The 26,876-nt window shown below is 65.0% G+C and carries 1 protein-coding gene (running past one end of the window); it reads right to left on the reverse strand.

Translation table 11 applies throughout. The features are described 5' to 3' along the window. On the reverse strand, positions 1-26,867 hold the 5' portion of the coding sequence (locus NM2_RS10365) for an IQM protein middle domain-containing protein (protein ID WP_067667062.1). Its footprint begins 21,991 nt before the window's first position; 26,867 of the gene's 48,858 nt are visible here — the first part of the coding sequence; the start codon lies at positions 26,865-26,867; its stop codon lies beyond the left edge, outside the window. Positions 26,868-26,876 lie beyond the last annotated feature (9 nt).

Here is a 26,876-nt window from a genome sequence, read left to right on the forward strand (position 1 = left end):
GGGCGCGAGGTGGCCTGGTCCAGTAGTTCGATGTGGTGTCGGACGGCGTCCATGTCGTAGGGGCGGCCGAGGTAGCGGCGGTACGCGTCGTCGATCTTGTGGAAGTTCCCTGCCTTGTAGGTGATCCGATCCCAGTGCGTCTCGGGATCGGAGTGCGACAGGATCTGGTCGAGTCTCGACAGCAGCGACTGTTCGGCGGGAGTGCGCGAACTCTGTGCGCTGAGATTGCTCAGGAGCGTGCCCAGGTCGGCCAGGGTGGGGATGTTGCCGAGCCGGCTGGTCAGTGCGTCGACGACGGTCGCGCTGTCGCGGTCCGCTATGAGCGCGTCGGTGAGTTCGCCCCGGTCGCCTGGCTCTCGGAGCATCTTGTTGACCAGTGCGGTTCGTTCGTACGTGTGCAACGCGTTCCGCAGCGGTACGGGCAATTGGTTCCAGGTACTCAGCTGGAAGTAACTGAAGTTCGCTCCGGCACTGTCGAAAGTGAAGCGGCGCACCGCATCCCGTCCGATATCGCCCTGGTTGGTCACATCGTGATCGCCGCTGGGCAGCAACTGGATCGGGTATCCCCGGGCGGTGAAGAAGGCCGCTTCGATCCTGCCGATATCGCGTAGCGGCTGGGGTGGGAAGGGATATTCGGCTCCGAGTCCGCGATCGACGACGGTGAAACCGGTGCCGTTGTTGACGATCAGGTAGGTGTGTGCGCCGACACCGTATCCGTCGCGGGTGGTGTAGGTGTCGACGACGACCGCTATCGCCCCGGGGCCGTACCGCGCGAGTCTGTTCGCGATCTCGACGTGGTTGGCGAACTGACGCAGGCGGGTTCGCAGGACGTATTCGTATGCGGTGCGGGTGACGCCGGTCGGGCCGATGGGTATATCGATCGGCTGGACGACGGGGCTGTCGGTGCGGATGATCAGTTCGTCGACGGTGAGCGGTGCGCAGATGTTGATATCCGCGGCAAGGGCGTCCGGTCCGGTCAGGGCCGTTCCGGCGGATCCGAGCAACGTCGCGCCGACCAGCACTTCCGCGTCTGTTGTGGCGGTGCTTTCCTCGAGTTCGGTTGTAGGGGAAGTGATGTCGGGTGCGGGCAGCGGCTCGATGGTGTCGTCCGCGCGTTCACCGCTGGTCGGCCGGTCGGTGCTGCGTGAGCCGTCGTCCGGGCGCTCCTGGGTGTTGTCCCGGGCGGTGGATCGCGCGTCGGCGAGGTCCGATTCGCCTGTAGGACGGCTGGTTTCGCTCGTCCGTGCCGGGGCGCGTGCGCGGATACGGGTGTTGGGCGGGAAGCCGGGGGTGGGCTCGCCGCGTCGGCGCAGGGGGCTGCGCACCCTGCCGTTCGGGGCGTAGAGGACGGCGTGGTAGCTGGTGGCGGGGTTCTGCCCGGGGAGTGCGTGGGCGGGGTCGGTGCGGTCGCGGACGTAGGTGATGTTTCGTCCTCTGACCATCCGATAGATGTGTGTGGTGGTGGTGCCGTCGGGGGCGGTGTGCACGCTGACGACGAGTGCCTGTGCTCCCCGGCCGAGGAGTTCGATTTGCCGGGCGATTCGGTGATCGTCCTGGTAGCCGTGGAGTTCGCCGGCGGCGGCGTTTTCGAGTTCGCGCTGGGTGCGGACGGGCGTGGTTGCCGCGCGTTGCGATACGCGGATCGGGGCGCCGGGCAGGTCGTGGGCGATGTCGGTGAGCACGCCGAAGACGGCATCGGTGGTGTCGTGGGTGTGCGGGGTGGTGCCGTCGCTGTGGGGTGTGGCCGGGGTCTTGCGCTGCGATCGTTTCACCAACCGCCGGAAGATGTTTCGGCGTCCGGTACCGCTGGTGGCGGTGGCAGGTTGCTGTGTTGCCTGGGATGTCGTGTCGCGGTTCGCATCGGCGCTGCCGCGTAGGCGGGAGACGAAGTTTCGCAGGCGTCGCAGCGGGGTGTGTATGCCCCGGGAGGAATCGTGCGAGCCGTCGGCGCGGGTGTTGCCGCCGCCGGTCGTGCCGGGTGTTGTGCCGTCGGCCGGTTGGGGATCTGTTGTCGCGGTGGAATCTTCGCTGGTGTGGGTGCTGCCGTCGGTTATGGGGGCGGTGCTGCGGCGTCCGATGGTGCTGGGTGTCGTGCCGTCGGTGGGCTGGGGGTGCGATGCCTCGGTGGATTCTTCGATCCGCCGGATACCGATATCGCTGGTGTCGGGTGTGGTCGTCTCGGTTTGCCGGAGCTGGTTGCGGCGAACCGTGGACGAGCCGGGTTGCTCGGTGTGCGAGGTCTCCGGTGCGACGGCGGGTTGTCTCGTGCCGGAGCCGGTGGGCGTCTCGTCCCACCACCGGATGGTCTGGTTCGGCCGGGGGGTGTGCCAGGTCGCCGCGGGTGTATCCGAGGTGTCGGCCGGTGCTGAGGACTGGTCGGTGGCCGTGATCGGCTGGTCCGATTCGGGTTCTTGGAGTAGGTCCTCGATTCGGAGGCTGTGGACCGATACGTCGTCGTCGATGCGGAGTGCGGATCGAATGTTGCTGAGCCGTAGTGGTTGTGGGCCGAGGGAGGGCTCGATCGGATCGACGGTCCGGTAGTTCTCGGGAAGGATTTCGTCCTCGGCAGGCCGGGGGGCGTCGGTGTCGTCCTCGAATCGCAGGAGATCGCCTGCGGCCGAGTGCGACGGTTCTATCGCTCGAGGTTCGTGGTCGTCGGTGCTGTAGACCGATTCGTCGTCGGAGTCGACCGTTTGTTCGTTCGTCGGGGGTACGAGTCCGCTTGTGTTCGTGATTGTTTCGGACAGCGTCTCGTCGCCGTGATGTTCTTGCGGCAGTGACGCGGTGTCGGTGGACGGTTGTCCGGGGCGGGCGGCCGGGGGTTCGAGGCCCGTGCTGGGGGCCGGCCCGGCGCGGGTCGGGGCCGAGGTCAGGGGATCGCCGGGCAGATGCAGGTGTACGCGGTCGGGATCGATACCGTGGATGCGGAACTGGCGGTACACCTCGTCGGTGGTGAACTGTCCTGTGCTGCTTGTCGATTCGGGCGAGTGCGGCAGCAGTGAGATCGGCGCGATTACGGGTGCGTCGGTGCTGTAGACCGATTCGTCGCTGTCCGGGAGTGCGACTCGGCTCGGGTCCGTGGGTGCGGTGGCCGGTTCGCTCGGTTGCGTCTGCGTGAGCGTCGGCTGCGGGGATTCCTGGGACGACTCGTCCGGAGTCGTTTCGGTTTCGGTCTGCTCCTCGTGCGGTGCGACTTCCAGCGAGCTCTCCGTGGGCATCGGGGTATCGGTCTGCTGTTCGCTGGTGAATTGTTCGGTGCCGCTTGACGATTCCATCGGCTGCGGCAGTTCGATCGGTGCGGTTCCAGCTGCGTCCTTGCTGTGGATCGATTCGTCGTCGCTGTAGTCCGATTCGTCGCTGTCCGGGAGTGGGACTCGGCTCGGGTCCGTGGGTGATTCGGGATCTTTGCTCTCGGTCGATGTGGCAGGCGCTGTGGACGAGGATTCGGCGACGGGGGCGATCGGGGCGGGGTCGCTCAGACTCAGGAAGAAGTCGGGCGCTGGTTCTTCTGCGATGTTCGGGTCGGACGTGGCCTCGGCGAGTGCCGGAGATTGCGTCAGGTCGTCACCGGGCTCGACCGGGATGGCCTCGGACACAACAGGCTTCGCGATGTCGTCCGGCTGGATGGGTGTGGTGGTTTCGTCTGTTGGGGTGGATTCGGCGATGTCGTCCGGCTGGATCGATTCGATCGTGTCGTCCGGCTGGGCCAGTTTGGTGGTCTCGTCCGCGGGGGCGGATTTGGAGCTGTTGTCCGACTGTTTCGGTTCGGTGCCGTTGTCCGGTGAGGCGGGGTGTGAGCTGTCGGAGTCGTCGGGGGTGAGGTCGGTATCGTCGCTGGTGAGTGCGGCGTCGTCTTCCGCGTGGCCGGGGATGCGGACGATGGTGATCTCGGGTGAGTCGAGGATGTCCTGCAGGCTCGCTGTCACCTCGGTGTTGTCGGCGACGGCGATGAGTTCGCCGATGGCGGGGAGCCACATGTACCGTGCGCCGGACTCGCTGCCCAGCAGTGTGATCGTGAGGTTGCCCGAGCCGGATTTGCCGAGCGAGGTTTTGCCGGGTTCCTGGAAATTCGTGCCGAGCAGGCTCGCGAAGTCACTCCAGGGTCTGGCCGGTGCGAGTTGGAGTGGTTTCTGGCTCGTGGCGGGCTTTTTCGCTGGGGGTGCCGAATGTGAGATCGGTGCGCCGGTGGGTATCGCGAGGTGGTAGTGGTCGTGGTGGATGAGGAGCGTGGCGTGCGGCGGTGTGTCGGTTTCCGGGCCGATGATTCCTGTCGAGTACCGGTATTCCTGGCTTCGGACGCCCAGGACGATTCCTTTGCGGCGTAGTATCGCGCCGGCTGCGCGGGGGACGAGGTGGCCGGCTGCGGTCGCCCAGTTCCCGGATTCCTCGAGCTTTCGGACCTGCCGCTGGAACTCCTTCCGGAGTTGGCCGTCCTGTCTCGCCTTCAGCAGCAGCCCCAATTCGGCGATGCTGAGGTATCCGGCGCCGGGTGCTGCCGCGGCGGCGTCGATGACGGTGTTGAAGTCCGTGAAGTAGCTGTCGGGTCCCTTGTCGTTGTTTCTGATTTCCTGGGCGACCATGTAGCGCAGGGCCAGGATCCGGTTCTCCAGTTCGCCTCGTGTGCTGGGCGGGTTCCGGTGGTAGATGCGTTCGAAGGCGTAGAAGAAGCAGTTGCCGCCTCCGGCCATGGATTCCCAGACGTATCCGGCGGGTGCGGAGATCCCGCCCACATCGGTGCTTCGCTCGCCTCGGCCTCGGATGTCGTTCTCGGCGAACGTCAGAGCTCCGCTCGGTACATCGGAGGTGGATTTCCCGGTTCCGGGATCCTTCGGCGTGGAATCGTCGGTCGACTTGCCCTGTCCCGCATCGTCTTCGGGCTTGTTCGTCTCGGTCTTCGCGGTCTCCGGCTGCTTCGTCTCGGTCTGCTGCTCGGTGCCGGGCTGCTTCGTCGAATCATCCAGTCCCGCAGACTTATCGGTCTTGTCGGTTGTGGTCTTCGCGGTATCCGAGTTGTCCTCGACCGTAACGCTTCCGGTGAGATCCTCGGTGCTGCGTACCTCGACCTGAGCGATGACCGTGTAGTTCCCGCCGGGCCCGCGGATATCGATGCGCGCCACGCCGCGGTGCAGGTTGCTGGTCATTCCCGTGATGTCGGCGTTGGTCTTCGCGGGCCCGTACCGCAGGAGCTCGCGAGCGGCCGAGGCCGTGCCGCCGATCTGTTCGCGCATACCCTGTTCACCGGCGAGGGGGGCGGTCATGGTGGCGGTGGTGTTGTTGTCCGGGGTCATGCTGCTTCGGAGCGCGCCGGTCACGGTGGGCTCGACGGCAGTTTCACTGATGGACTGGGTGCCGTCCGTGGAAACATCGAAGCCGTGGCCCGCGATGGCGGTGCTGCTGTTGTCGATGACGAGGTCGTGCAGCGAGACCTTGGCCGAGACGTCGCCCGTCTTCGCGAAGAACGAACCCTGACTTGCCCCGTCGGGCAGGAAGCTCAGATAGCGGGCCGCGCCGGCGGGTTCCACGATCCTGAAACCGTTCGCGCGGACGGCCGTGTTCAATTGGGCGAACAGGGCTTCGGAGGAACGGCCGATCGGGGTGGTGGCGCGCAGGCCGGCATCGCGCAGCGCCGTGGCGAGTTCCTCGGCGCCACCGAAATACTGGATCTGGAAGGGTCTGCTCGGCACCCGGGGCTTCCCGGCGAGTCGTGGCTGCAGATCGGCGGGGATCTTGACCGCACCCGACTTGTCCGAAGGGAATATCTGGGGCTTGACGTTGGGGATGGCGCGGGTGGTGTTCTCGCCCTCCTTCAGTGTTTCGGAGGTGTGGAAGCGCAGATCGACGTCGGCGTTCAGCGATCTGGTCCTACTCCAGCTGTTGGGCCGCAGTGCGGACACGTTGGCCTGCGCCCAGCCGAAGAGGCGGTATCCGAGCAGTGCCAGCAACAGGAGATTGGGTAGGAGCTCTACTTTCGCCCGGACAGCGGCGCCGAAGGCGCCGATCACGCTGCGCACCAGGAAGTACAGCAGCACATCGCTGTTGGGCCGCGCGGCGGGCTTCCAGGTGACCGTGACGCTGTACTCGTAGGGGACATCGGGGAATGTGGTGGTGTTGTTGCCGGAATTCCAGGTGCGCTGATCCCGGGCGGAACTGAAGGTATTGCCAGTGGTCAGCACATTCTTCACAGCGATCGCGACAGCGATGCGCTGCTGTTCGCTGAGCTGGCCGCCGGGAGTGAGGGCGAACTGGTGGCTGCTGCTCTCGGACTGGCTGATGCTGGTCGCGCCCGGGACGTTCTCGACGCGGCCGGAAGGGTGGCCGGTGAGGGCCCGCAGGATCCGCATGATTGCCCCGAGCCGGGGAGCGTGCCGAGCACTGCCGCCGAGGCCGGTCGCGTGGGTGGTGACCGTGTCCAGGGTGGTCGAGCTGGGGTTGTCCTCCCGGCCGCGTACCGTGCCGAGTTTCCCGGCTACGGGGTGCGCGTGGAAAACGACCTCGATCGTGCCGGGATTGGCGACGGAACGGGTCTCGACACTGAATCCGATCTCTCCCCTATTCCCGTGGTTGACCAGGGTGCGCAGGGCGAGGGTGGTGGTGTGCTCGGTCAGGCGGGTCGCGATGGTGGCGTTGTAATTCGGCGAGCCGGGGGTGGTGACACCGGGCAGGGCCTGCTCGACGAGCGCGAGCGCGATGTTGTACAGGGCATCGCGGCCGCCCTCGAGGCGGACCCCGAGGGAGGAACCCAGACCGAGGTTGCCGGTTTCGAGGAAGGAACGGGGCGGGATGCGATCGAGCTTCCGTGTTTCGTCGATCTCCCCGCCTTCACCGCCCAGGGCGTTGCCTGCCTTGCTGTTCTTGACCAGTGCCATCAGGTCGGGGTGGTCTTTGAGGTCGTTGTGGTGCATGAGGAATTCGACGCCGTCGGGGATGTCGATGACGCGGGTGTCTTCGTGCTGGCCGATGTTGATGACTCCGGTGGCGGCGTTGCGGTGGCCGGTGCGGACCGTGACCACGTGCACGATGCGTCCGGAGAACCAGCTGACGCGGCCGCCGTAATCGGAGGTGACGCGCAGGTGGTCGACGCTGTCGGTGGCGTTGGAGGAGTCCGAGTGGGAGGACTGCTTCTGATAGCCGGCGGTGAGCATGCCGACATGGTCCGTCGTCTGGCCGCGGTAGCCCGTGACCGAGGGGCCCCCTTGCTGCCCCTGCTGGTCTTTTCGGCCGAAACCCGAGATATCGGTGGTCTCCAGCCAGTCTTCGCCGTCCATCGGCGGCGGTTCCGGAAGTACCTGGGTGTCGATGATGTAGCTGCGGATTTCGACGTCGGCTTCGATGGCGTCGGGTTCGATGCCGTCGGTGCTGCCATAGGTGTTGAGCGGGATGCGGTAGGAATCGCGGAGGAACATCGCGGCTCTGGCGAGCAGGTGGTGTGGTGAGGCGGCGTGGTGCAGGGCCTGGTAACCCAGGGACTCCGGATTCGTGATCGGCTCGCCGACGACCTTGCGTTTCGCCCACTGTGCCACGGTTGTGTCGGCTACGGCCTTGCCCACCTTCGACAGGTAGCCGGCCATCGTGGTCCCGTCCGAGGGAGTCTGCGGCGCGGGCGCGGGCCGGTTGTGCAGGGGGAGGAGTTCGTGGTTCTCACTGCGCGGTATGCGGAGGTTGAAGGGGTTCCAGCGGTTCCGGGTATGAGCCGGCTGCGGTACGGCGGGCATCTGAATCACGACGTCGCCCGGGACGGGCGTGGTGCTCGGTCCTGTCGTGGTGGCAACGGTGTTCTGCCCGGTTGTGCTGCTCTGAGCGGCAGCGGCGGGTTTCGCTCCGGCGGACTCGAGCATGCCCAGCACGGCCCGCTTGATTTCCTTGCTGCCGGAGACGTGCAGCGGACGGGCGGTCTCGGGCAGTTGCAGTACGTTCTTGTCGATGGTGACGCGTTGCCCGTCGGCCTCGGGGGCGAACTTGCGGGCGAGGCGTTGGGTGTCCTCGTTGGTGAGGTCGCGGGGACGTACCGGTTGGGGTGCGGGTGCTGTGGTGGGTTTTTCGGTGAGGTGATAGGTGGGGACGGCCAGGCGGACGTAGCCGTTACTGGTTTTCGGTGCGAGTGTGGTGCCCTTGTGGCTGATCTGCATCCTGTGGGTGGCGGGTACCCGGAACATTCCGGTGCCGTTCTTGCTGGGGCTGAAGAGGTAGATCTCCTGGGCGGTGACCGAACCGTGGTCGTCGGTGTCGGATTTCTGGCCCGTCTTGACCCACGACCCGTCGATGGCCTGCAGCCAGGTCCCGCCCGTGCTGTTGGCCGGATTCGTGGCGGAGGCTCGGGCGCCGACATTCCAGGCCACGGGGGTCCGGGTACTCTGCTGATCGCCGTTGGTGACGGTGTGGGTGTACGGCATCGTCTGGATCTTGCCCAGCATCCGCTCGTGGACGACCCCCACATGAGGGTTGGCCGGGTCGTCGTAGCGGCGCTTGGTGGTGAAATTGGCCGAGACCCGTTCGACCCCGGCTCGGGTTCGCAGTTGGAACCATTCGGGTGCGCCGTCCTCGATCGCCTCGTCCACCTTGGCGCGCTGGGCGAGCATGTTCTCGAGTTGGTCGAGTTTGCGCTGGTTGTTCAGTCGGTCTTCGTCGACGTTGGCCTGGGTGAGTTTGTCCAGCAGGCCCTTCTTGTGCCGGGGGTGCGGGAGGAAGTCGTGATCGTCGAGCCATTTTCGCAGGTCGTCGATCAGCGGTTGCATGCCGTTGACCTCCAGCGGGGTGGTCTCCAGTCCGAGCTGCCACAGGTGCAGGATCTTGGACGGCAAGTACAGCTTTCTGACCTTCTTGTTGTCCTCGGCGGCTTCGTCGGGAGCTTTCTCGCCGTCCTCGGGAGCTTTCTCGCCGTCGTCGACGGTTTCACCGAGGGCTTCCACCGAGGGCACCATCATCTCGATCTGATAGCCCACGCCCTTGGCCAGATCCGTGCCTGCCTTTGGTCCGGCGGGCAGGCCGTCGGCGCGGACGAGTTGCATCTGGAAAACCATCTCCGGCGTCACGTGCAGTGCGCCGTCACCGCTCTGCGCCAACCGCAGGGAGTGCGCGGTGCCGGCATTGCCGCCGGTGCCGAGGGTATTGCTGATCTGGGACGACACTCCGCCGGTGGGGCCGATGGCGCCGCCGCGCGGTGAGATTCCGGTGGTGGGGTCGGATTCGCCGGAACCCAGGCCGAACGGCAGCGACATGTTCACACCGAGCGAGTTGAGGATCGTGGAACTCGTATGCATCCGCAGCAGCCGCAAGACATAGGATTCCAGGACGGAATTCTTCATGGTGTGGCCGGTGATCGTGTCTCCGCCGATCATGTTGGTGATCTTGAAGCGTAGATAACCGATCGTGTCGCCCGAGGACGTGGTGAGGTTCGGCGTGTGCACCCAGCCGCCCCACGCCGTCGGCACGAGGCTACGGATGTTGGCCTCGCTGAAGAACTCCCGCAGTTGATCGCGGGATGCGTCGGACAGTTCGACGAACTGGTCGGCGAATCCGGCCAGCGTGTCGTTGTACATGCGGTCCGCGTTCAGGATTCGGATCGGCCCGCTGAGGGGAAGTTCGGTCTGGAGCCGGGCAACGGGCGCGGGTACGGCGGCGGGTTTCGCCGGATCGATCTGCGGTAGGGCGCCGCCGTAGACCACGTAGTCGGGGTGCCAGATCTGTACCGGGTGTCGCGGCTTTTCGGTGGTGAGGTCCTGCCAGGTGCCTCCCTTGCTGCGTCCCTGCCAGAGCCCTTCGTAATCGACGAGGGTGGAAGGGCCTTTACTGCGGATCTTGTTGATGGCCTGGTTCGCCGCGGAGAGCAGAACGCTGTACGCCAACTGGTTGACGGTCGTGTTCAGTTGAGGTGTGGGCGTCGTACTCTTCCACGCATTGATGATCTTTTCGATGGCGTGCGCCACCGCCCACGACGAGGATCGGAAGTTCGTGTTCGAACCGATATCCGGCGTTTCGACAGTGCCGTACGCCCAGCGCTGAATGCCCGTCACGGTCCCGTTGGGCCCCTCGGTCAGGCCGAGGTACTTCAGCGACAGCCGCAATGAGACCGGCTTCCACTCGCCCTTGTAGTACACGCGCAAGTCCATGCCGGACTCGGTCAGCAGGCTCGTCCAGTCGGCGGTCAGCAGACGCTGGGTCAACTCCTTGCCGACGTCTTCCCGGAACTTCTCGTCCGGGCCGTCGGTGCCCTCAACCAGACGGATGACCTCCCCTCGCAGCCACTTCACCACCTCGTCCGCGACCGGGAGGGTGTTGTGCAACCCCGCGCCGCCGTTCCGAACGGAACCGAAGTCCTTGACCACCTGACTGACCTTGTCCGGCGGGAGGACGTCGTCGTCGGTCTTCTTGGTGGTGTCGCTGTCGGTCTTCTTGGTGGTGTCGTCGTCGGCTTTCTTGGTGATGTCGCCACCGTCTTTCTCGGCGGTGGCATCGGTGGGGGTTTTGCTCACGGTGGGTGTGGGCGTATCGCCTTCGGTCGGGGTGACCGAGTCCTGCGAGGACGGGTCTGTCTTCTCGACGGTGGCGGGCTCGTCTGTCGTGGTTTCCTCGACGTCGGCAGGCTGGTCCGTCGGCTGCTCAGCCGCTTCGTGCTCTTCCTCGGACGTGGGGTCCTGTGCGGGCTCGGTGGTCGTGAGTTCTTGCGGGGACGTGACATCGTCGGTGGGGATGTCCTGGTCGTGCTGGCCGATCGTCGAATCCGTGTGTGCCAGTGGAGTTTCGGCAGGGGACCGGTCGGACTCCTCGTCGGAATCGTCACCGATGACGAATATCTCTGTTGCCTGGTCGGATTCGTCGTCCGATTCGTCGCCGACGGTGAATATCTCGGCCGTCGAGGATTGGTGTGCGGAGGGGGCCTGGTGCACCACGGTTGGTTCCGACACCGGCGCCAGTTCGAGGGTGGGTAGCGTGGCGTCGTCGTCGAGCCAGGGCGCGAGCCGTTCCGGACCGAGGGCGATGACCGTCCCGATCTGTCTGTGCTGCAGGAATTCCGGCAGGTCGGCCTCGGGCAGGGAGTACGTTGTCTGCTCGCCTCGGTCGTTGGTGTCCACGACGTCGACGGTGTTCTCGCCGGTGAACTCGACCATGGTGGTGAGGGCTTGGGTGCCGTCCGGGCTGGTGCGGGGTCGAGTGGCGAACAGCAGCCGGGTTCCGGTAGCGACCTGGTACTCGGACAGGAAGGCCGAGAGTTCACCGATGGTCATCAGCGCGATCGCGCGATCATCATGGGCGCCACGGGAATCCAGTAGTTGCCGCTCCACGCTGGCCTTCTGCCACGGGGTGGCGAACGTGCGCAGATGGTTGACGGCCTCGTACAGATTGTGCTGAGCCTGTTGGAGATCCACGGCGGTCTGCTCGAGGTCGGTTTCGGCTTGTTCGAGGTCCTCGGTGATGCGTCGCAGATGCTCTTCGGTTTCGGCGGTTCGCTCCGCGGTGTGGGCCTCGACCGCTGCGGTGTGCGCCTGCTGTGCTGTGGTGTGGACGGTTTCGGCTGTGGTGTGCGCGGTGTGGGCATCGGTGTGTGCTTCGACGGTGTCCTGGTAGCGGCGCACGAGCAGGGTGACGCGCGGGCTCGGTGCGCTGCTGCGGTAGTCCTCGGGGGAGATGTAATGCACTGCGGTGCCGGGTGTGCCGCCCTTGGCGCGGCCGCCGCGATCGAGTTTGCCGCTGCGCCCGCCGCGGGTGTCGACCTGATGGTTGACCCGGTCCGCATAGGCCGGGCCGCCGCTTATCCGTACCTGCAGCCCGCCCTTGACCGCGGCTTCCGCGAACGGAGTGGTGTCATCGCCGCGTTCGATCATCGTGGTGCCGATATCGATGGCCTCGTCGGTCGGGGTGATATTGACCCCGCGGCCCAGGTTCTTGTTACCGATGATGATCTTTCCGACCTGACCGCCGCCGGCGATGATTTTCCCGAGTGCGTCCTCGGCTTTCTGTTTACCGCCGTGTGAATGCATCCATTTCGCGTCGACCATGTGGAATTCGACCTCGACCCCCCGCGCTTCGGCCTCGCGCTGCAGAGCGGTCACCATTCGGGCGGCATCAGCGTTGTCCAGGGCCACCATCAACTGCGGCGCACCGGTCTGTTCCAGCTTCCCCGCGGCATTGGTGACGAACGCCCCGGGCGACCATTCCATCTCTCCGGTGACGGTGTTCCGGTTGTAATCCCCGTCGAAAGCGGCTTTGGCCATGAACGCGTGCTTCTGGTCACGATTATCGAAGTGCCGGTCCGGGAACTTGGCCAGCTGTGAATCGAAGAACCGTTCCACCTTCGTGATCGGCCCGGTCCCGTACTCGTCGTGCAGAACATTCTCCACACCCCGCGGATTTCCTTCCGACGCGGTCAATAGCGTGCCGGACAAGCCCGTGATCTTCAAATACCCGCCGGTGAACAACTGCTTCGGAGTGACACTGACCGCGTACTTCGGGTCGGCGGTGATATTACTGTCGTCCCCGCCACGGTTGTGCATGATCTCCAAATATTTGGTGAACCCGTGCCACCGGCTGGAGCTGAGCTTCTCCGGATCGTCCTGCACCTGATCATTGGTCCGGGAATTGATGAGTTTGATCTCACGGTCATCGGTGACCAGATAATCCGAATCCTCCTCCGGCCCCCACAACGCCTGCGCGGCATGCGCATACTCCTGCGCGTCCTCGGCACCGACCTTCGCACCGAGCATCGACTCGAATTTGCTCGCCCCCGTAGCAGTCAACTCCGAATCGAACAGTCCGGGTATTTCCGGATCCTTCCCGAAATCGGCGGGCTCGACACCATACTCGGCCACCGCACGCTGCAAAGTGTTCCAAATACCCTTCGCCTCCGCGATGAACTCCGCAGTCGGCGGCTCGTCGGACTGGCGGGCCAGAACATATTTGTTCTTCTCATCGACCGTGTGCGCATCGAGCTCGTCCATCGTCATGACACCCGGCGGGAACGGCTCGAACCGCTCGGTCACCCCATACGTTTCGGCCGCCGTGTCGATCAACCGCTTGTACTCGACGAACGTCGGCGCGTTCTCCAGCGCCGATCGGAGGTTTTCGATCTCCTCTTCCGGCATACCGGCCGATGTCAGCTTCTCGATGAACGAATTCGCTTCCTTCACCACCCGGAACCCGTAATCCTCGCCGGTACCGACGACGATCATCGGTTTCCCGTCCTGCATATCCGGGAACGGTTGGTCCGAATTCAGACGATAAACCCTGAGCTCGAGATCACGCCCGGCGATCAGTTGCTCGATTTCTTTCTGCATGTGATTCACCAGCAGATCACTGCTGGTAATGGTGTGGGCAATACCATCACGCAACGCGGTCCGCACCGACCGCAGCACGACGATCATTTCCTTGCCCTCCCCGGTATCCACCTGGGTCGGACCGAGTTCGAGCAGCAGATCCGCCATGAACTGCGTATACCGCGGCACCATTTGCGTCGCCCGCCGATTCAATTCGGCGACCGCGATATATCCCTCCCGCCTCGCGGCAGCATTCGCCCCCTCCTTCGAACCGCTCACGATCGTGGCGTCCAGCTCCTGGTCCGAGACCCGGGTCAACGGACCCGACTTCTCCTGCGGCCGCCCCGGCCCGGCTCGAAGCTCGTAATACTCCAGAATCGTGTGCGCCGCCGCTCGCGCCGCCTCCTCCCGCTCATGAGCAACCGCCTCGAAAGTGCCGTCCCTGCCGATCTGCCCGGATCGGTATGCCTCCCACCGCACAGCACCGGCCACCCGCGCCGCCGCAACGAGCCTGTCCAACACATCCGCGACCGTCGCGAGATGATCAGCCACCACACGCTCGTACGCCGTCCGGGCCGCGGCCACCGCATCCTGATGCACCTGATCGCCCGTGGTGTCACCGGGCTGGACGGTGTCGTCGGCGGTGTGGTCGGGCTGGACGGTGTTCTCGAGGGGGCCGGCGGCGATGAGGTCCTTCAGCGCCTGTTCGGCATCCTCGACCCGCTGTTTGGAATCACCGACCCGAGCGATCTGCACCCGACGCTCTTGTTCAGCACGGCTCTCCGCAACCGCAATGCGATCCAGGACCCCCATCAGGGTATCGGTGATAACCGTGGTGTCCTCGGTCCCAGTGGCCGAGGACACCACGACCGGCGGGCGCACCGAGATGTCTCCGCTACCGTGCACACCCGAAACCGTTGACGCCGACACGGTCTGCTCGGACTCGACCTCGTCGGTGCCCGGCTGTTTCCACTCAGTCTGTGTGGAGGAGTCGGGCTGCTTCGATGTGACCTCGTCGGCGCCAGGGTGTTTCGACTCGGCCTGCGTGGAGAGGTTCGGCTGCTTCGAATTGACCAGGCCGGTCGATTCGACCTGCGCCGCATCTTCGTCGACCTGCTCCGGCCGCACTCGCTCGACCGAATCATCCTGCCCCCCAACACGGCCGGTTTCGTCGGGTTCGGTGAACAGGCTGCCCAGGCCGAAGTCTCCCGAATCGTCGGAGACCGGAGTTTCCGTCGCGATCGGCTCGGTGCCCTCGGCCGGAATGACCGGGGCCGGGGTGCTGACTTCCTCGGTGAGGGTCTCGTCGACTGGCGTCTCGTGGCCGCCGGTGTCGTCGGTGGCTTGCTCGCCCGGGTCGCCGAGTGTGACCAGTTCGGGTTCTTCGACCTGCGCCGCATCGTCTTCGAGCTGTTCCGGCAAGGGGGGCTCGAGCGAATCATCCTGGCCTGCAGCCGGATCGGCTTCGTCGGGTTCGGTGAACAGGCTGCCCAGGCCGAAGTCTTCCGAATCGTCGGAGACCGGGGTACCCGCCGGAGTCGGCTCCGTGCCCTCGGCCGGGATGTCCGGGGTCGGGGTGCTGAGCCCCTCGGTGAGCATCTCCTCGGCCGGGGTTTGGTGGCGGGAGATGTCCTCGAGGGATTGCTCGCTTGCGTTGGCGGATGTGTCCGGTTGGGTTTTGCCGGTGTTTCCGGTACGCGGCTGCCGGTTTTGCCGACCGTCCTGCCGGGTCGGGGACGATGCGCGGGCTTCGTCGCCGGGAGTGCGGGGGGCATCCTGTGCCGGGGGCTCGACGGGCTGGGGCTCTTCGTGCTCGGTGCCGGCGGGATCCCGCTCGGCCGATTCGTCGAGCGAGGTGGCAGGCTGATTCGCCTGCGGGCGGTGGATGGTGATCGAGCCGACTTCCGGGTTGGCGACCATGGCCGGTATCCGGCGCGCGTCGGTGGTGTGTTCGCGGCGGTCGCCTCTGGCGTTGGTCTCCTGGACGTGGACGGTGCCGTTGCCGGTGTATTCGACTGTGCTGGTGAGGGATTCGTCCGGGCCGTCGTCGTAGAGGGAGTGGGCGGTGAATTCCAGCCGGGTTCCGGTGGGCACCTCGTTCTCGGACAGCCAGTTCGCGAGCCGGTCTCCGTCGTTGACGGTGAATTGGGTGGTGTCGGTGGATTCGGTTGCGGGCCGGAAGATTTCGTCCAGATCCGGGTTCTGGACGACGGTGTCGTCGTCAGGCGTGGACGTGTCGTCGTCAGGCGTGGACGTGTCGTGCGACGGCGGGCCGTTGCCGGGGTTGGTGCGGGTGCTCGCGGCTGCGGCGCGGTGGTCGTCGACGGCCTTTTGCAGGGTCGGTGAAGTATCTTCCCGCAGAACAGTTTCCGCGTCCTGCAGGGCCCTGTCGGCGTCGGCGAGTGTGCGGCGGGTTTCGGGGGTGGAGTTCTGCTGGTCGTCGTCGGCGGCTCGGCGGCGGCTCTCGGCCGCGCCCTTGTAGATGATGACCTGCCGGATGACGTCGTGGTGCTGGAAGGACGTTTCGAATTCTTCGGGTGAGTACCAGTGCTGGACGGTACCGGGGGTGCCGCCGGTTTCCCGGTCCCCCTTGCCGCTGCGCCCGATGCGACCATCGCCCTGGACGACCGAGGCCTCTCCGTAGGCGGCTCCGCCGATGAATTTGCCGGACAGGCCACCCTGTTTGATGGCGCGTTCGATCGTCTTGTAGTCGGTGCCGCGCATGCGGCCCTTGTTGACGAACACCAGGACGCCTTCGTCTCGGTTCTTGACGCCGAATTTCTCGATGATCTGGTTACCGGCGTCCTCGGCCGCGGCGCCACCACCGTGATCGTCGTCGAACTTCGCGTCCAAGACGTCATAATCCAGGGTGACCTGGTCCGCGACCTGCTCACCGGCCATGTCGCGGACCTTCTCGTAGACGAGTTTGTCGACCCAGTCGACCACACCCATTTCCGAGGTTTTCTTGTCCCGCCAGCCGTTCAGCTGGATCCGCTGTCCGTTCTCATCGATCCGGATGTCATCACCACGCAGATTCCAGTTGTCGAAACTGCCGACCACCTGATCGCGCCCGGACATGCGCAGGCGCGCAACTTGATCGGGCGTGACCGTGGCTGGGTCCAGGACCTTTCCGTCGTGCCCGAGGAGTTCGATCCGCGCGTCCTTCACGATGGCGTGAGCGATGTCCTCGAGCATTTCCTCATGGGTGTCGAATTCAAGATCGTCCAGGTGTTCGACCTGCGACTTGTAGTACGGGTCGATCTCGCGGACCGGGCCCTTGGTGACGCCCTGGTCGTAGAGCTTCTTCTCCGCGATCTTGGCGGTACCCGAATGGCCTTGCGTGTCGTGCAGCAGGGTCGTGCCGATCAGCTGAGCATCGGACATGTGCAGCGCTTCCTCGGGCAGATTCGCCCGCACCTGCAGGCCCGCCTCGAGATCGAGGAATTGGCTGACGCCCTGGTAGCGGGTTTCGGTGCCCTTCTTCGCATCGGCCATCAACTTGTCGCTGGTGTCCGCGGCGATCACCTTGATCTTGTTCGGATCCCCCGATTGGTCGCCGCGGCCCTCCAGGAAATTCCTGCCGCGCTTGACTCCCCACTTGGCGTGGGCTTTGTGGATGTACCTGTGCAGGTTCGGGTCGTCAGCAGTGAGCGGCTCTTCCCCTTCGACCCGGTTGAGCCGCTCGAGGGCCTCGTCGGTGACCTTCCCGGTCCAGAATCCCCGAGTGCGTTCGAGTTTCCCGAAATGCGCGGCCGTCAACGGGTCTTCGGACAGGGCCGCGGCCTTGTCCACGCGGTCGGAGATCTTCTTTATCAGCGCGGTCTCGTCCTCGGAAGCGAATTTACTGTCTCCCGGTGACAACACGGCGTCCTCATCGCCGAAGGTGTCGATCTCGTCGCCGATATGGAACCCTTCGGGGAACGGTTCGAACCTGTCGTCCAGTCCGTGATCCTCGGCGGCCTTGTTGAATGCGGTGCGTAGCTGGTCGAGGTTGGGCTTGGTCCCGTTGAGCCAGGTACGCAGCGCGGTGATCTCCTCTTTCGGCACACCCTGGTCCGCGAAGCTTTCCAGCGTATCGGAGATCTTTTTCAGCACAGCGTGTTTCATGTCGTGCATGGTGGCGACCACGATCTGCCCGTTGCCCGCACGCACAGCGGGCACGTCTTCGTCGGCGTTCATGCGGACCACGTCCACCTTCAGATCACCGATCGCCGAATCGCCGAATACGGCGAATTCCCTGATCATGTCCCCGACCTGATTGTCACCGCTGGTCGTGACATACACCCGGCGCCCGCGCCCGCCAGTGCGGGCGGTGGCCCACGCCTTGGCGATGGTCACCAGGGACTTACCCTCGCCGGTACGCAAATTGGACCAATGAGACAGGATCGCGTACAGCTGGGTGTCACGCAGGTCGCGGCCGTCCTCGCTGGTGGGGTATCCCGTTGCGCGGCGGATGTATTCACGGATACCGACGAATTGCTCCACGGGTGTGCCGTGATCGATCATCGCCTTGACCGCGTCATCGGAGATCTTCGGTATCACCTCATCCGAACGCCACAACTCATTGTCGAAGATGTTGGCGGCTTCGAGGAACGATTCCTGCGCGGCTTTCTGCTTGGCCGCGGCATTCGCCATTGCCTCGTCGAAGCCGAGATGACCTGCCCTGAACGCGGCGATATCGGCTTTGCCCGCCTGCTGCACGATCGTGAAACGCTCGTCGAGCACCTTCATGGCGGCCGTGTCGAAATCGTCCCTCGACTGCAAATATTCTGCGGTGTGCTGATCCAGCTGGGACCTCAGCTCGGCCACATGCGCCGCGGCCTGCGCTTCGGCTTCGCGGGAGGGCACGGTGTCCCGCAATTCTTGTTCCCGCGCACCGACCTTCGACTGGAAATCTCGCTCGACCGCCGCGAGCTCGTCATCCATCTTGGTTTTCAGCGCGGCGGCGCGGGTGATCGCCTCCGCGGCGGCCATCCGTTCGGCCACGATCTGCTGGCGGCTGCGCAGCAGACGCGTGAGGGTCGATCGCAGACCCCCGGCTCTGCCCGACCGAGCCGCGAGCCGGTCACGCTCGGCCTTCGTCGCGGCCATCGCCTGTTCGCGGGTGAACGTTCTGCGCTCGTTTTCGGCTGCCCGCAGCTCGTCGGCGTGCGCATCGCCCGAGGTGCGCAGGAGTGCTTCGCGTTCGATCATCTCCGAGCGCAAACGGTCTGCGCCCCGGTCGATTTCATGCTGGAGCTGTTGCAGGCGTTCCCGCTGTGGTTCGGTGCCGCGGCTTTCGGTGTCGTGGGCTCGGGTGTTCGCGTCCAGCTCGGTCCGGGTCTGCTGGACGTTGGCCCGCAGTGCGTCGATCCGGTCGTCGATGTTGTTGCCGCGCAGGTTTTCGTGTTCGGTGACTGCTTTGTTGTATGCCAGCTGGGTGTTCTCGCGGTTGGTGCGTGCGTGTTCGAGATCCTGACGTGTCGCGTTCAGGCGTGTTTCGGTGTCGTTGTGGACCTGGGCGGCGTGTTCTTCGGCGGCGATGATCGCGTCATCGGCCTCGGCCTTCGTCGTGGGCAGGTCGGAGTGATCGGTGCTGTCGGCATGTGTGGCTGGGTCGTGGGTGGTCGTGTCCGCGTGGTCTCGGGCGGAGTGTGTTGTGCCCGTGATGGGGCGGTGCTGTGATTCGGGGGGTGGTGTGGTGGGTTGCTGGTCGGCGGAGTCGTGTGTGGTGGGGGTGTCGGTGGGGGGTGCCCGGGTCCGGTGGGAGTCGATGAGTTGCTGTTCGACGGCGGCTTTCTGCCAGGGGGTGGCGAACTCGCGGAGGTTGTTGGTGGCGTCGTTGAGGTTGGTTTCGGCTTGTTCGAGGGTTGCGGTGGTTCGTGCCAGGTGTGTGGCGGCGTGTTCGAGGCTGGCGCGGGTTTGTTCGAGGGTCGCCGCGGTGTGTTCGAGGTTCGCGGTGGCGTGTTCGAGGTTCGCGGTGGTGTGTTCGAGGTGTGTGCTGGTTTCGTTGGTGGGGTTCTTTTCGTGTGCTTGGTTCGCGGCTTGGTGTTCTTCGGTCGCTGTTCGGTGTTCTTGGGTGGCTGCCCGGTGTTCTTCGGTTGCTGTGTTGTGTTTTTCGCTTGCGGTTATGTGTTCGTTTTCTGCTGTGGTGTGTTCGGTCTGGGCGTCGGTGTGTGTTTCGGCCGTGTTCTGGTAGCGCACGACCATGGTTTTGACGCGGGTGGTGGGTGCGGTGGAGCGGTAGTCTTCGGGTGAGATGTAGTGGACGGCTTCGCCGGGGGTGCCGCCGTCTTCGCGGCCTTTGGTGGGGTCGCCGCTGCGGGCGGCGCGGGTTTCGACTTGGTGGTTGACTCGGGTGGAGTAGGCGGGGCCGCCGCTGATTTTGACTTTGAGGCCGCCCTTGTCGACGGCGGCTTTTTCCGGTGTGATGTCGACGCCGCGGGAGAGGATTTTGTTGCCGATGGTGATTTTGCCGAGTTTGCCGCCGTTGTCGAGGATTTTCTGGAGTTCGTCTTGGGTTTTTTGTTTGCTGCCGTGGGAGTCGAGCCAGGCGGCGTCGATTTTCTGGAATTCGACGGTGATGCCGCGGGCGGCGGCTTCGCGTTCGAGGGCGTCGGCGAGGCGGGCGACGTCGGCGTTGTCCATGGCGACGGCGAGTTGGGGGGAGCCTTTCTGTTCCAGGACACCGGTTTCGGGGTTTTCGATGAAGGCTTCGTCGAGGATGTCCTTTGCCATTTGGGTGTGTTTGTCGTCGCGGTTGTCGAAGTGCCGGTCCTCGGGGCGGGAGAGCTTCGAGTCGAAGTAGCGTTCGACTCTGGTGATGGGTCCGGTGCCGTATTCCTCGTGGAGGATGTCCTCGACGCCGCGGGGGTTGCCTTCGGTGGCGGTGAGTAGTGTGCCGGAGGTGCCGGTGATGTCGAGGTGTCCGCCGGTGAAGAGTTGTTTGCCGGTGATGCTGATGGAGTATTCGGGGTCGCCGGTGATGTTGCTGTCGTCGCCGCCGTTGTTGTGTTTGACTTCCAGGTATTTGGTGAAGCCGTTCCAGCGGCTGGAGCTTTGTTTTTCGGGGTCGTCCATGAGCTGGTCGTTGGTTTTGGATTGGATGATTTTGATTTTGCGGTCGTTGCTGACGTGGTAGTCGCTGTTTTCTTCGGGTCCCCATTGGGCTTGTGCGGCGTGGGCGTATTCGAGGGCTTCTTCGTCGGTGATCTTGCGGCCGAGCATGTTCTCGAGTTTGGCGCGTCCGTGGCTGGTGAGCTCGGAGTCGAACATGCCGGGAATGTCGGGGTTCTTCCCGAAATCAGCGGGCTCCAAGACACTCTCGGTGGACGAGGTGGATTCCTGGTCGCTGGACCAGAGGGAATCCTGGTCCCCGGAGCGGGCAGACCCGGACCGGGTGGTGTGTGGTTGGTTGATGGCTTTCTGGAAGGTGCTCCAGATGTCTTTGGTTTTGGTGATGAATTCTGGTGAGGCGGTTTTGCCATTGCCGGGTGAGAGGACGTAGTGGGTTTGTTCGTCGATGAGTTGGGCGTCGATTTCGTCGACCGTGGCTTTGCCGCCGGGGAAGGGGTTGTAGCGGTCGTCGAGTCCGTGGTTTTCGGCGGCGGTGTCGAGGAGTTTCTTGTAGTCGGTGAAGGTGGCGGCTTGTTCCAACGATTCGTAGAGGCCGGTGAGGTCGGTGTCGGAGATTTTCGCGGTTTTGAGTTTGTCGATCATGGATTGGGCTTCTTTGACTGCGCGGAAGCCGTAGTCCTGGGCGGTGCCGGCGACGATGATCTTTTCCCCGTCTTCCAGGGTGGGGAAGGGTTGGTCGGAGTCGAGGTGGTAGATGCGGGTGTTGAAGCCGCGTTCGCCGATGAGGTGGAGGAATTCTTTCTGCATGTGGTTGACGAGGGGGTCGCTGCTGGTGATGGCGTGGGCGATGCCGTCGTCCAGGGCGACGCGGACCGAGCGCAGGACGACGGTCATTTCTTTGCCTTCGCCGGTGTCCATCTCGGAGAGGCCGTGTTCGAGGAGCAGGTCGGCCATGATCTGGGTGGGGCGGGGGACTCGGTGGTTGACTCGCCGGTTCAGCTCCGAGAGCGCGATGTTGGCTTCACGTTTCGCGGTGGCGTCGGCATCGGCCTTGGAGCCGGCGACGATCTTCGCGTCCAGGTCGGCGTCGCTGACTTTGGTCAACGGACCCGATTTGTGTTTGGGTTCGCCCGGTCCGGCCCGCAACTCGTAGTACTCGTGGCGTACTGCGCCGGCGGCGCGAGCTGCGTCTTGGCGTTCCTTGGCGACTGCCTCGAATGTTTCGTCTTTCCCGATCTTGCCGGCCTTGAACGCGTCCCAGCGTGCTGATCCTGCCACGCGTGAGGCCGCGACGAGTTCGTCGACCGCGTGCGCGAGTGTGGTTTCGTGCTCGGCGAGTGCTTGCTCGTACTCCGCCCGCGCCGCCGCCACATCCTCGTGCTCGGTGGGTGTAGCGGCCGGATCGTCGTCTCGGGTGGGTGTAGCGGCCGGATCGTCGTCGCGGGCGGGTGTGCTGCTGGCGTCGTCGTGTTCGATGCGTGTAGCGGGCGGATCCTCGTCGCGCGCGGTCTCGTCGCTGGTGCGTGAGCCAGTGAGATCCTCGTCACGTCCCAGAGGCGCGTCGGTGGTGTGTGTGCTGTTCTCGTCCGCGGTGCGTGCATCCGAGGCGCGGTCGCGTTCGGAGACTTCGTCGGTGTGCGTCTGGTCCGCGGGGCGGGTGATGGCCTCGTCAGCGGTGTGTGCACTGCCGCTTCGCTTTTCGTCCGCCGCGCGTGTGCTGCCGCGTCCGGACCGCTCGCCAGTGGCACGCGTGCTGGTGCGCCCGGTGCTCTCGCGGGAGGTGTTCTCGTCGGTGTGGGTAATGCCGTCGTCGGTGCGGGTACCCGCGTCCTCGGTGTGGCCGGTTTGTGTGCCCGCGTCTTCGGTCTGGTCGGCTCGGATGAGGTCGTCGAGTTTTATCTCGGCGTCCGCGACGCGTTGTCTGGATTCCTCGACGCGAGTGATCTGTTCTTGGCGGTGTTGGGCGGCGCGGGTTTCGGTGTCGGTAATGCGCTGACGGGTCTGCTCGACGGTCTCGGTATCCAGGACCGAGGCTCGGGTGGCCGAGGCATCCGAATTCGTCGAGGCGTCCGAGGAATCGGTCTTCGCTGCGTCCTCGTCGCCGGAACGTGGTGTATCCGAGGCGCTTTCACCAGAGGTGACATCCCGGGCACCGGTCGCTTCCTCGGTGACCGGATCGGCGTTGTAGTCCAGGTGACGGAAATTATCCGAGCGTTGGACAGTACCCAGATCCAGATCGTTGTCCAGCAGTTCGGTGACCCGGCCGCGGTTCGAGCCGTAGGGGCCGGAGTGATCGGTGACGTAGTCGAGGACACCGCGACTGACCTCGACCGTGCCCGCGACATGGACCCCGAGCTTGTCGAACGATTCGTGGGTACGCACCGCACCCAGGTCCGGAGCGATGTAGGTATTGCCGTTGCGGTCGCCGACCAGCAGATGTCCCCGGGTGCGGGTCGGCCAGCTGGTCGCCGGACTGTCGGAGGTGTGCACGAGTTTGCCGGTGGAGGCGTTGTAGAGCTTGCCGTCGTGCGCGACAACACGGTACTGCTCAGCGGTTTTGGGAGTGAGATACCACGGTTCGGGAGAGCTGGTAGCCCGTCGGCCGCTGCTGTCCGCACCGTTCGCGCCGCGCTTGCTCCGCAGGGGCAGAGGCGTATCGGCGCGGCTGGTCTCCTCGCTGCGGGCAGGCACGTGGATGTCGGTGCCCTCGAAGGTGACCTCCCGGGCACCGGGCTCACGGGTCAGCAGGTCGCTGATGTACCGGAACAGGTGCCCGATCACCGGGATACGCAGGAACAGTTCCTTGGCGACCGAGCTGTAACCACGGCGCGGAGTGTTGTGGGTGGTCGTGCTGTGCCTGGCAACGTATCCGCCGGTGCGACGCGTGCTGTCCTTGCCGCCGGGTTTGCTGGTGGTGGTATGTGTGTCGTGTTGGGCGACAACGATTTCCGAATCAGGAGTGGTCCCGGTTCCGGTTCTCTTCCTGGCGCCGCCGGCATGGTCCGCGACGCGGATTTCGGTGATGTCGTGCTGGTCGATCAGGTCGCGAATACCGTGCGAGTCCAGGGTTTCGGGTCTGTCGCTACCGATTCGGGACACGGTGTACCGGCCCGAGTCGGCATGCGCTTGGACTTCGTGGGTGGCGTGGGTGTCATTGCCCAGGCGTGCGTGCCCGCCCTTGTTGTTGTCGGCCCAGGTGTCGAGGTCGTCGGTGGAGGACAAGCGGTGCCAGGTCGAACCCGCCGTGGCTTCGTCCCAGAGGATGCCGTGCTCATCGATCGGATCGGACGGGGTCGGATCGGGCTCGCCGGGTGTGCGGGAGGTGCCGTCGTGTGCGTTTCGGGTGCGGCGTTCGCGTGATTCGGGGGTGTCGCGGGCGTCGCGGGCCGGGGTGGTGTCCTCGGGAGTGTGGCTGGTGCGGGAGTTCGGATCGTTGTGGGTGCTTCCGATGGTGGTGGGGTCGGAGTGGGTTGCGGGTTCTATGGGGTCGTCGGGGACGCGGATGTGGGTGATGCCGTGTTTGTCCAGGAGGCCGTTGATGCCGTGTTCGTCGAGTTCGATCGGGGTGTTGTCGGTGCGGTTCTGGATGGTGAGCCAACCGTGTTCGTCGGTGGAGGCGGTGAGCACGATGTCGTCTTTGTTGCCCAGGTACGCGAACTCGTCAGTGGTTTCGGTGAGCTCTTCGAATTCGGTGCGGGAGATCGAATGTGATGTCCAGCCCTCGAGGGCGTGGGCCCAGTCACCGCTCAACTCATCGCTCGGCGTGGACTCCGAACTCCTGGCCGACCCGGATTCCGCTGCCTTGGACTTCTCCGATGACGTGGACTCGGAGGTCTTGGTCTTGGGATCGCTGGCTTCGGACGAGGTCTTCAGGTCCCCGTTTTTCCGTGTCCCGGTGTTGCCGGTCCGGTCGCTGTCCGGCGAATCCTTCTGCGCGGCTGGTGATTCGGATCGCTGCGGAGAAGTAGCGGCGGTGCGCTCGGAAGCGTTGCCGGTCTTGGATTCCGACAGTTCGGATTCGGCGGATTTGGATTCCGAGGGCTTGGGTTCCCCATTTTTGGATCCGGATTTGGAGTCGCTGTTCTTGCGTGACCCGGCGTCGATGCTCCGGTCGCCCTCTTGTGCGTCCTTCTGCGTGGCTCGAGATGTGGATCGCTGCGAAGACGACGCGTCCGCTCCCGATCGCTGCGTGACCCGCTCGGCGGTGCCCTCGGCTTTGGACAGTCCGTCACCGGACGTGGATCGCTGCCCGTCCGCGGCGGCTTCCTCGGACTGACTGCGGGCATTGAGCGAAGAACGGGACTGTGTGCCGGACTCGGTCGAGGCACCGGCCCGGCTCACGGATGACGCGTCACGCGACTGCGTGGTACTCGTCGGCGTGCTCGCGTCGGCAGTTCGCTGGGTAGACCCCGTCGTGGATGTGACCTGTTCGGACGTACCAGCTTTGGAAGAGGCCGACACCGAGCTCGTACCCGCCACCGTCGAATCCTGCGCCGAGGTAGAACTCTGCCGCGACGAACCGGTTGTCGACGTCTGAGTCAGGTTGCTCTGACCGCCCTGCGACCCCTGATCCGTCTCGGTCGTCGGTCGGCCCGAAGCCGTTGCGCTGCTGCCGGTTTCGGTGTAGGTGGTTTCGGCGTTGGCGGCACCGCTGGTTCGGGTGCTGCTGTCAGTGGTGCTGTGGTCGGCGGCGGTGTTGTTGCCGGTTCGGATGCTGTCGCTGGTTTGGGTGCCTCTGGTGGTGTTGCCGGAGGTGCTGGTGCCGGTGTCTTCGGTCCGATCACCGGTGTTTCCACTCGAGCTGGACTCGCCGTTCGAGACGCTCGTCGTGCTCGCGGTGTTCTCGGTCTGGGTGGCCGCGTCACTGGTGCTGCTGGTGTTGGTAGCGGTGCTACGGGCGATGTCGTTGCCGCTGGACTCGCCGCCGGTTTCGTTGGTGTGGGCGGCGGAGATCTTGCTGGTGCTGTCGGTGCTGGTTTGTGCCGGGGTGCTTGTCGAGGCGCGGGTGGTGTCGCTGTTGGTGCTGCGGTCGGTCGTGTCGGTGTTGGTCTTCCCGTTGGTACCGCTACCGGAGTTGCTGGCCTCGGCAGCGCTCGAGGTGCCGTCCGTTTTGGTCGCGCCGGCACGAGCGTTGCTGTCGGTCCGGGTGTTGGTGCCGGTCTGGGAGGTCTTGCCGTTGGTGCCGGCCTGAGTGTTGCTGTCGTTGGTGTTGGTGGCACGTGGGGCGCTGTCGTCGGAGCCGGTGTTGGCGCGGGCGGAGTTGTCGTTCTCGGAGGTGTCGCTTCCGGTGGTGCTGTTGGTACCCGTGGTGCGGGAGTCGGTTGTGGTGTTGGCCTGGTTGCCGTTGCCGTTGCCGTTGCCGTTGCCGTTGCCGTTGGAGGTGGTTTCGGTTCCGCTGCTGCTGGTGTCCGATGTTGTGCTCGTGTCGGATGTGGTGTCGTTGTTCGTGCTGCCGGTGTCGCCGTTGTTTCCGTTGGTAGTGCCGTTGGTGTCGCCGGTGTTCCCGTTGGTGTTGCCTCCGGTGCCGCCTGTGCCGCTTGTGCCGCTGCCGGTGTCATCTTGTGGCACAAGGGAGTTGGCTTGTTCGGCGGCTTTGGCGGCGGTGTCGGCCAGGGCACTGGTGTCGACTGTGCTGTCGCCGCCGCCGCTGGTGTTTTCGGTGGCGCGGTGTCCGCGCACGCCCCCGGACATGGCTCCGGCGATGCCGGCGCCCATACCGGCGGCGGACAACTCGAATTCGCCTCCGTTGAAAGCCATTCCGGCCACTGCGCCGCCGACCATGCCCCCGACGCCACCGGCGGCGCCTTCGAGAACGTTCTGGGTGATGGCGGTGGCCTTGCCGCCGATGGCTTTATCGAGGCTGTTGCCGACGGTCTTCTCGAACGTGGTGCCCACGCCGCGGGCGGCTAGGCCGCCGGCCGCGCCACCGGCGGCGCCCATGGCGACGTATTCGCCGAATTCGGTCCAGTCGAAGCTTTCTCGGTGTCCCTGGGCGATCTGGACCAGTTGCATCAGTCCGTCGACGACCGCTTCCAGCGCCGCGCCGACCACAGCGGCCTTGATTGCTTCTTGCAGGGCGCGTTTGAGGACTTGTCGTGCGATGGCGAGTGTGGTGCGGGTGGCAGCGATGGCCGCGGCTTCGACCGCGGGCGCGGCCGGGCCCGCCATCCAGGCGGTGGCCAGGTCGTAAGCCAGCCACGCCAAACCGACCAGGATCTGGACTTTGTCGAGTTGGATGGAGTCTCCGGCCTTGTCGGCGGACTGGCCCAGGCTTTTCATCGACTCGGCGGTCGCTTGCAGTGAGGAGTCGCTGGATTCGTCGGTCAGTGAGGACAGGGTGGAGATCATCGAGTCCCGGCCGGGGCCTGAGGCGTATGCCTTCTCGATGTCGGCGACTACGGATTCGACTTGGCTGACCAGATCGTTCGAGTCTCCGGAGATGACTTCGGCGAAGCTTTTCCAGTCCGCGGCAAGGGTGAACATCTTGTCTTCGTCACCCTTGGGCCACTCGGCCCCGGCCAGGTATGACACCCATTGCAGTCCGCTGGGCAGGTTAATGCTCATGAGGACCCA

It is taken from the genome of Nocardia miyunensis NBRC 108239, assembly GCF_001613065.1.
Classification (GTDB): domain Bacteria; phylum Actinomycetota; class Actinomycetes; order Mycobacteriales; family Mycobacteriaceae; genus Nocardia; species Nocardia miyunensis.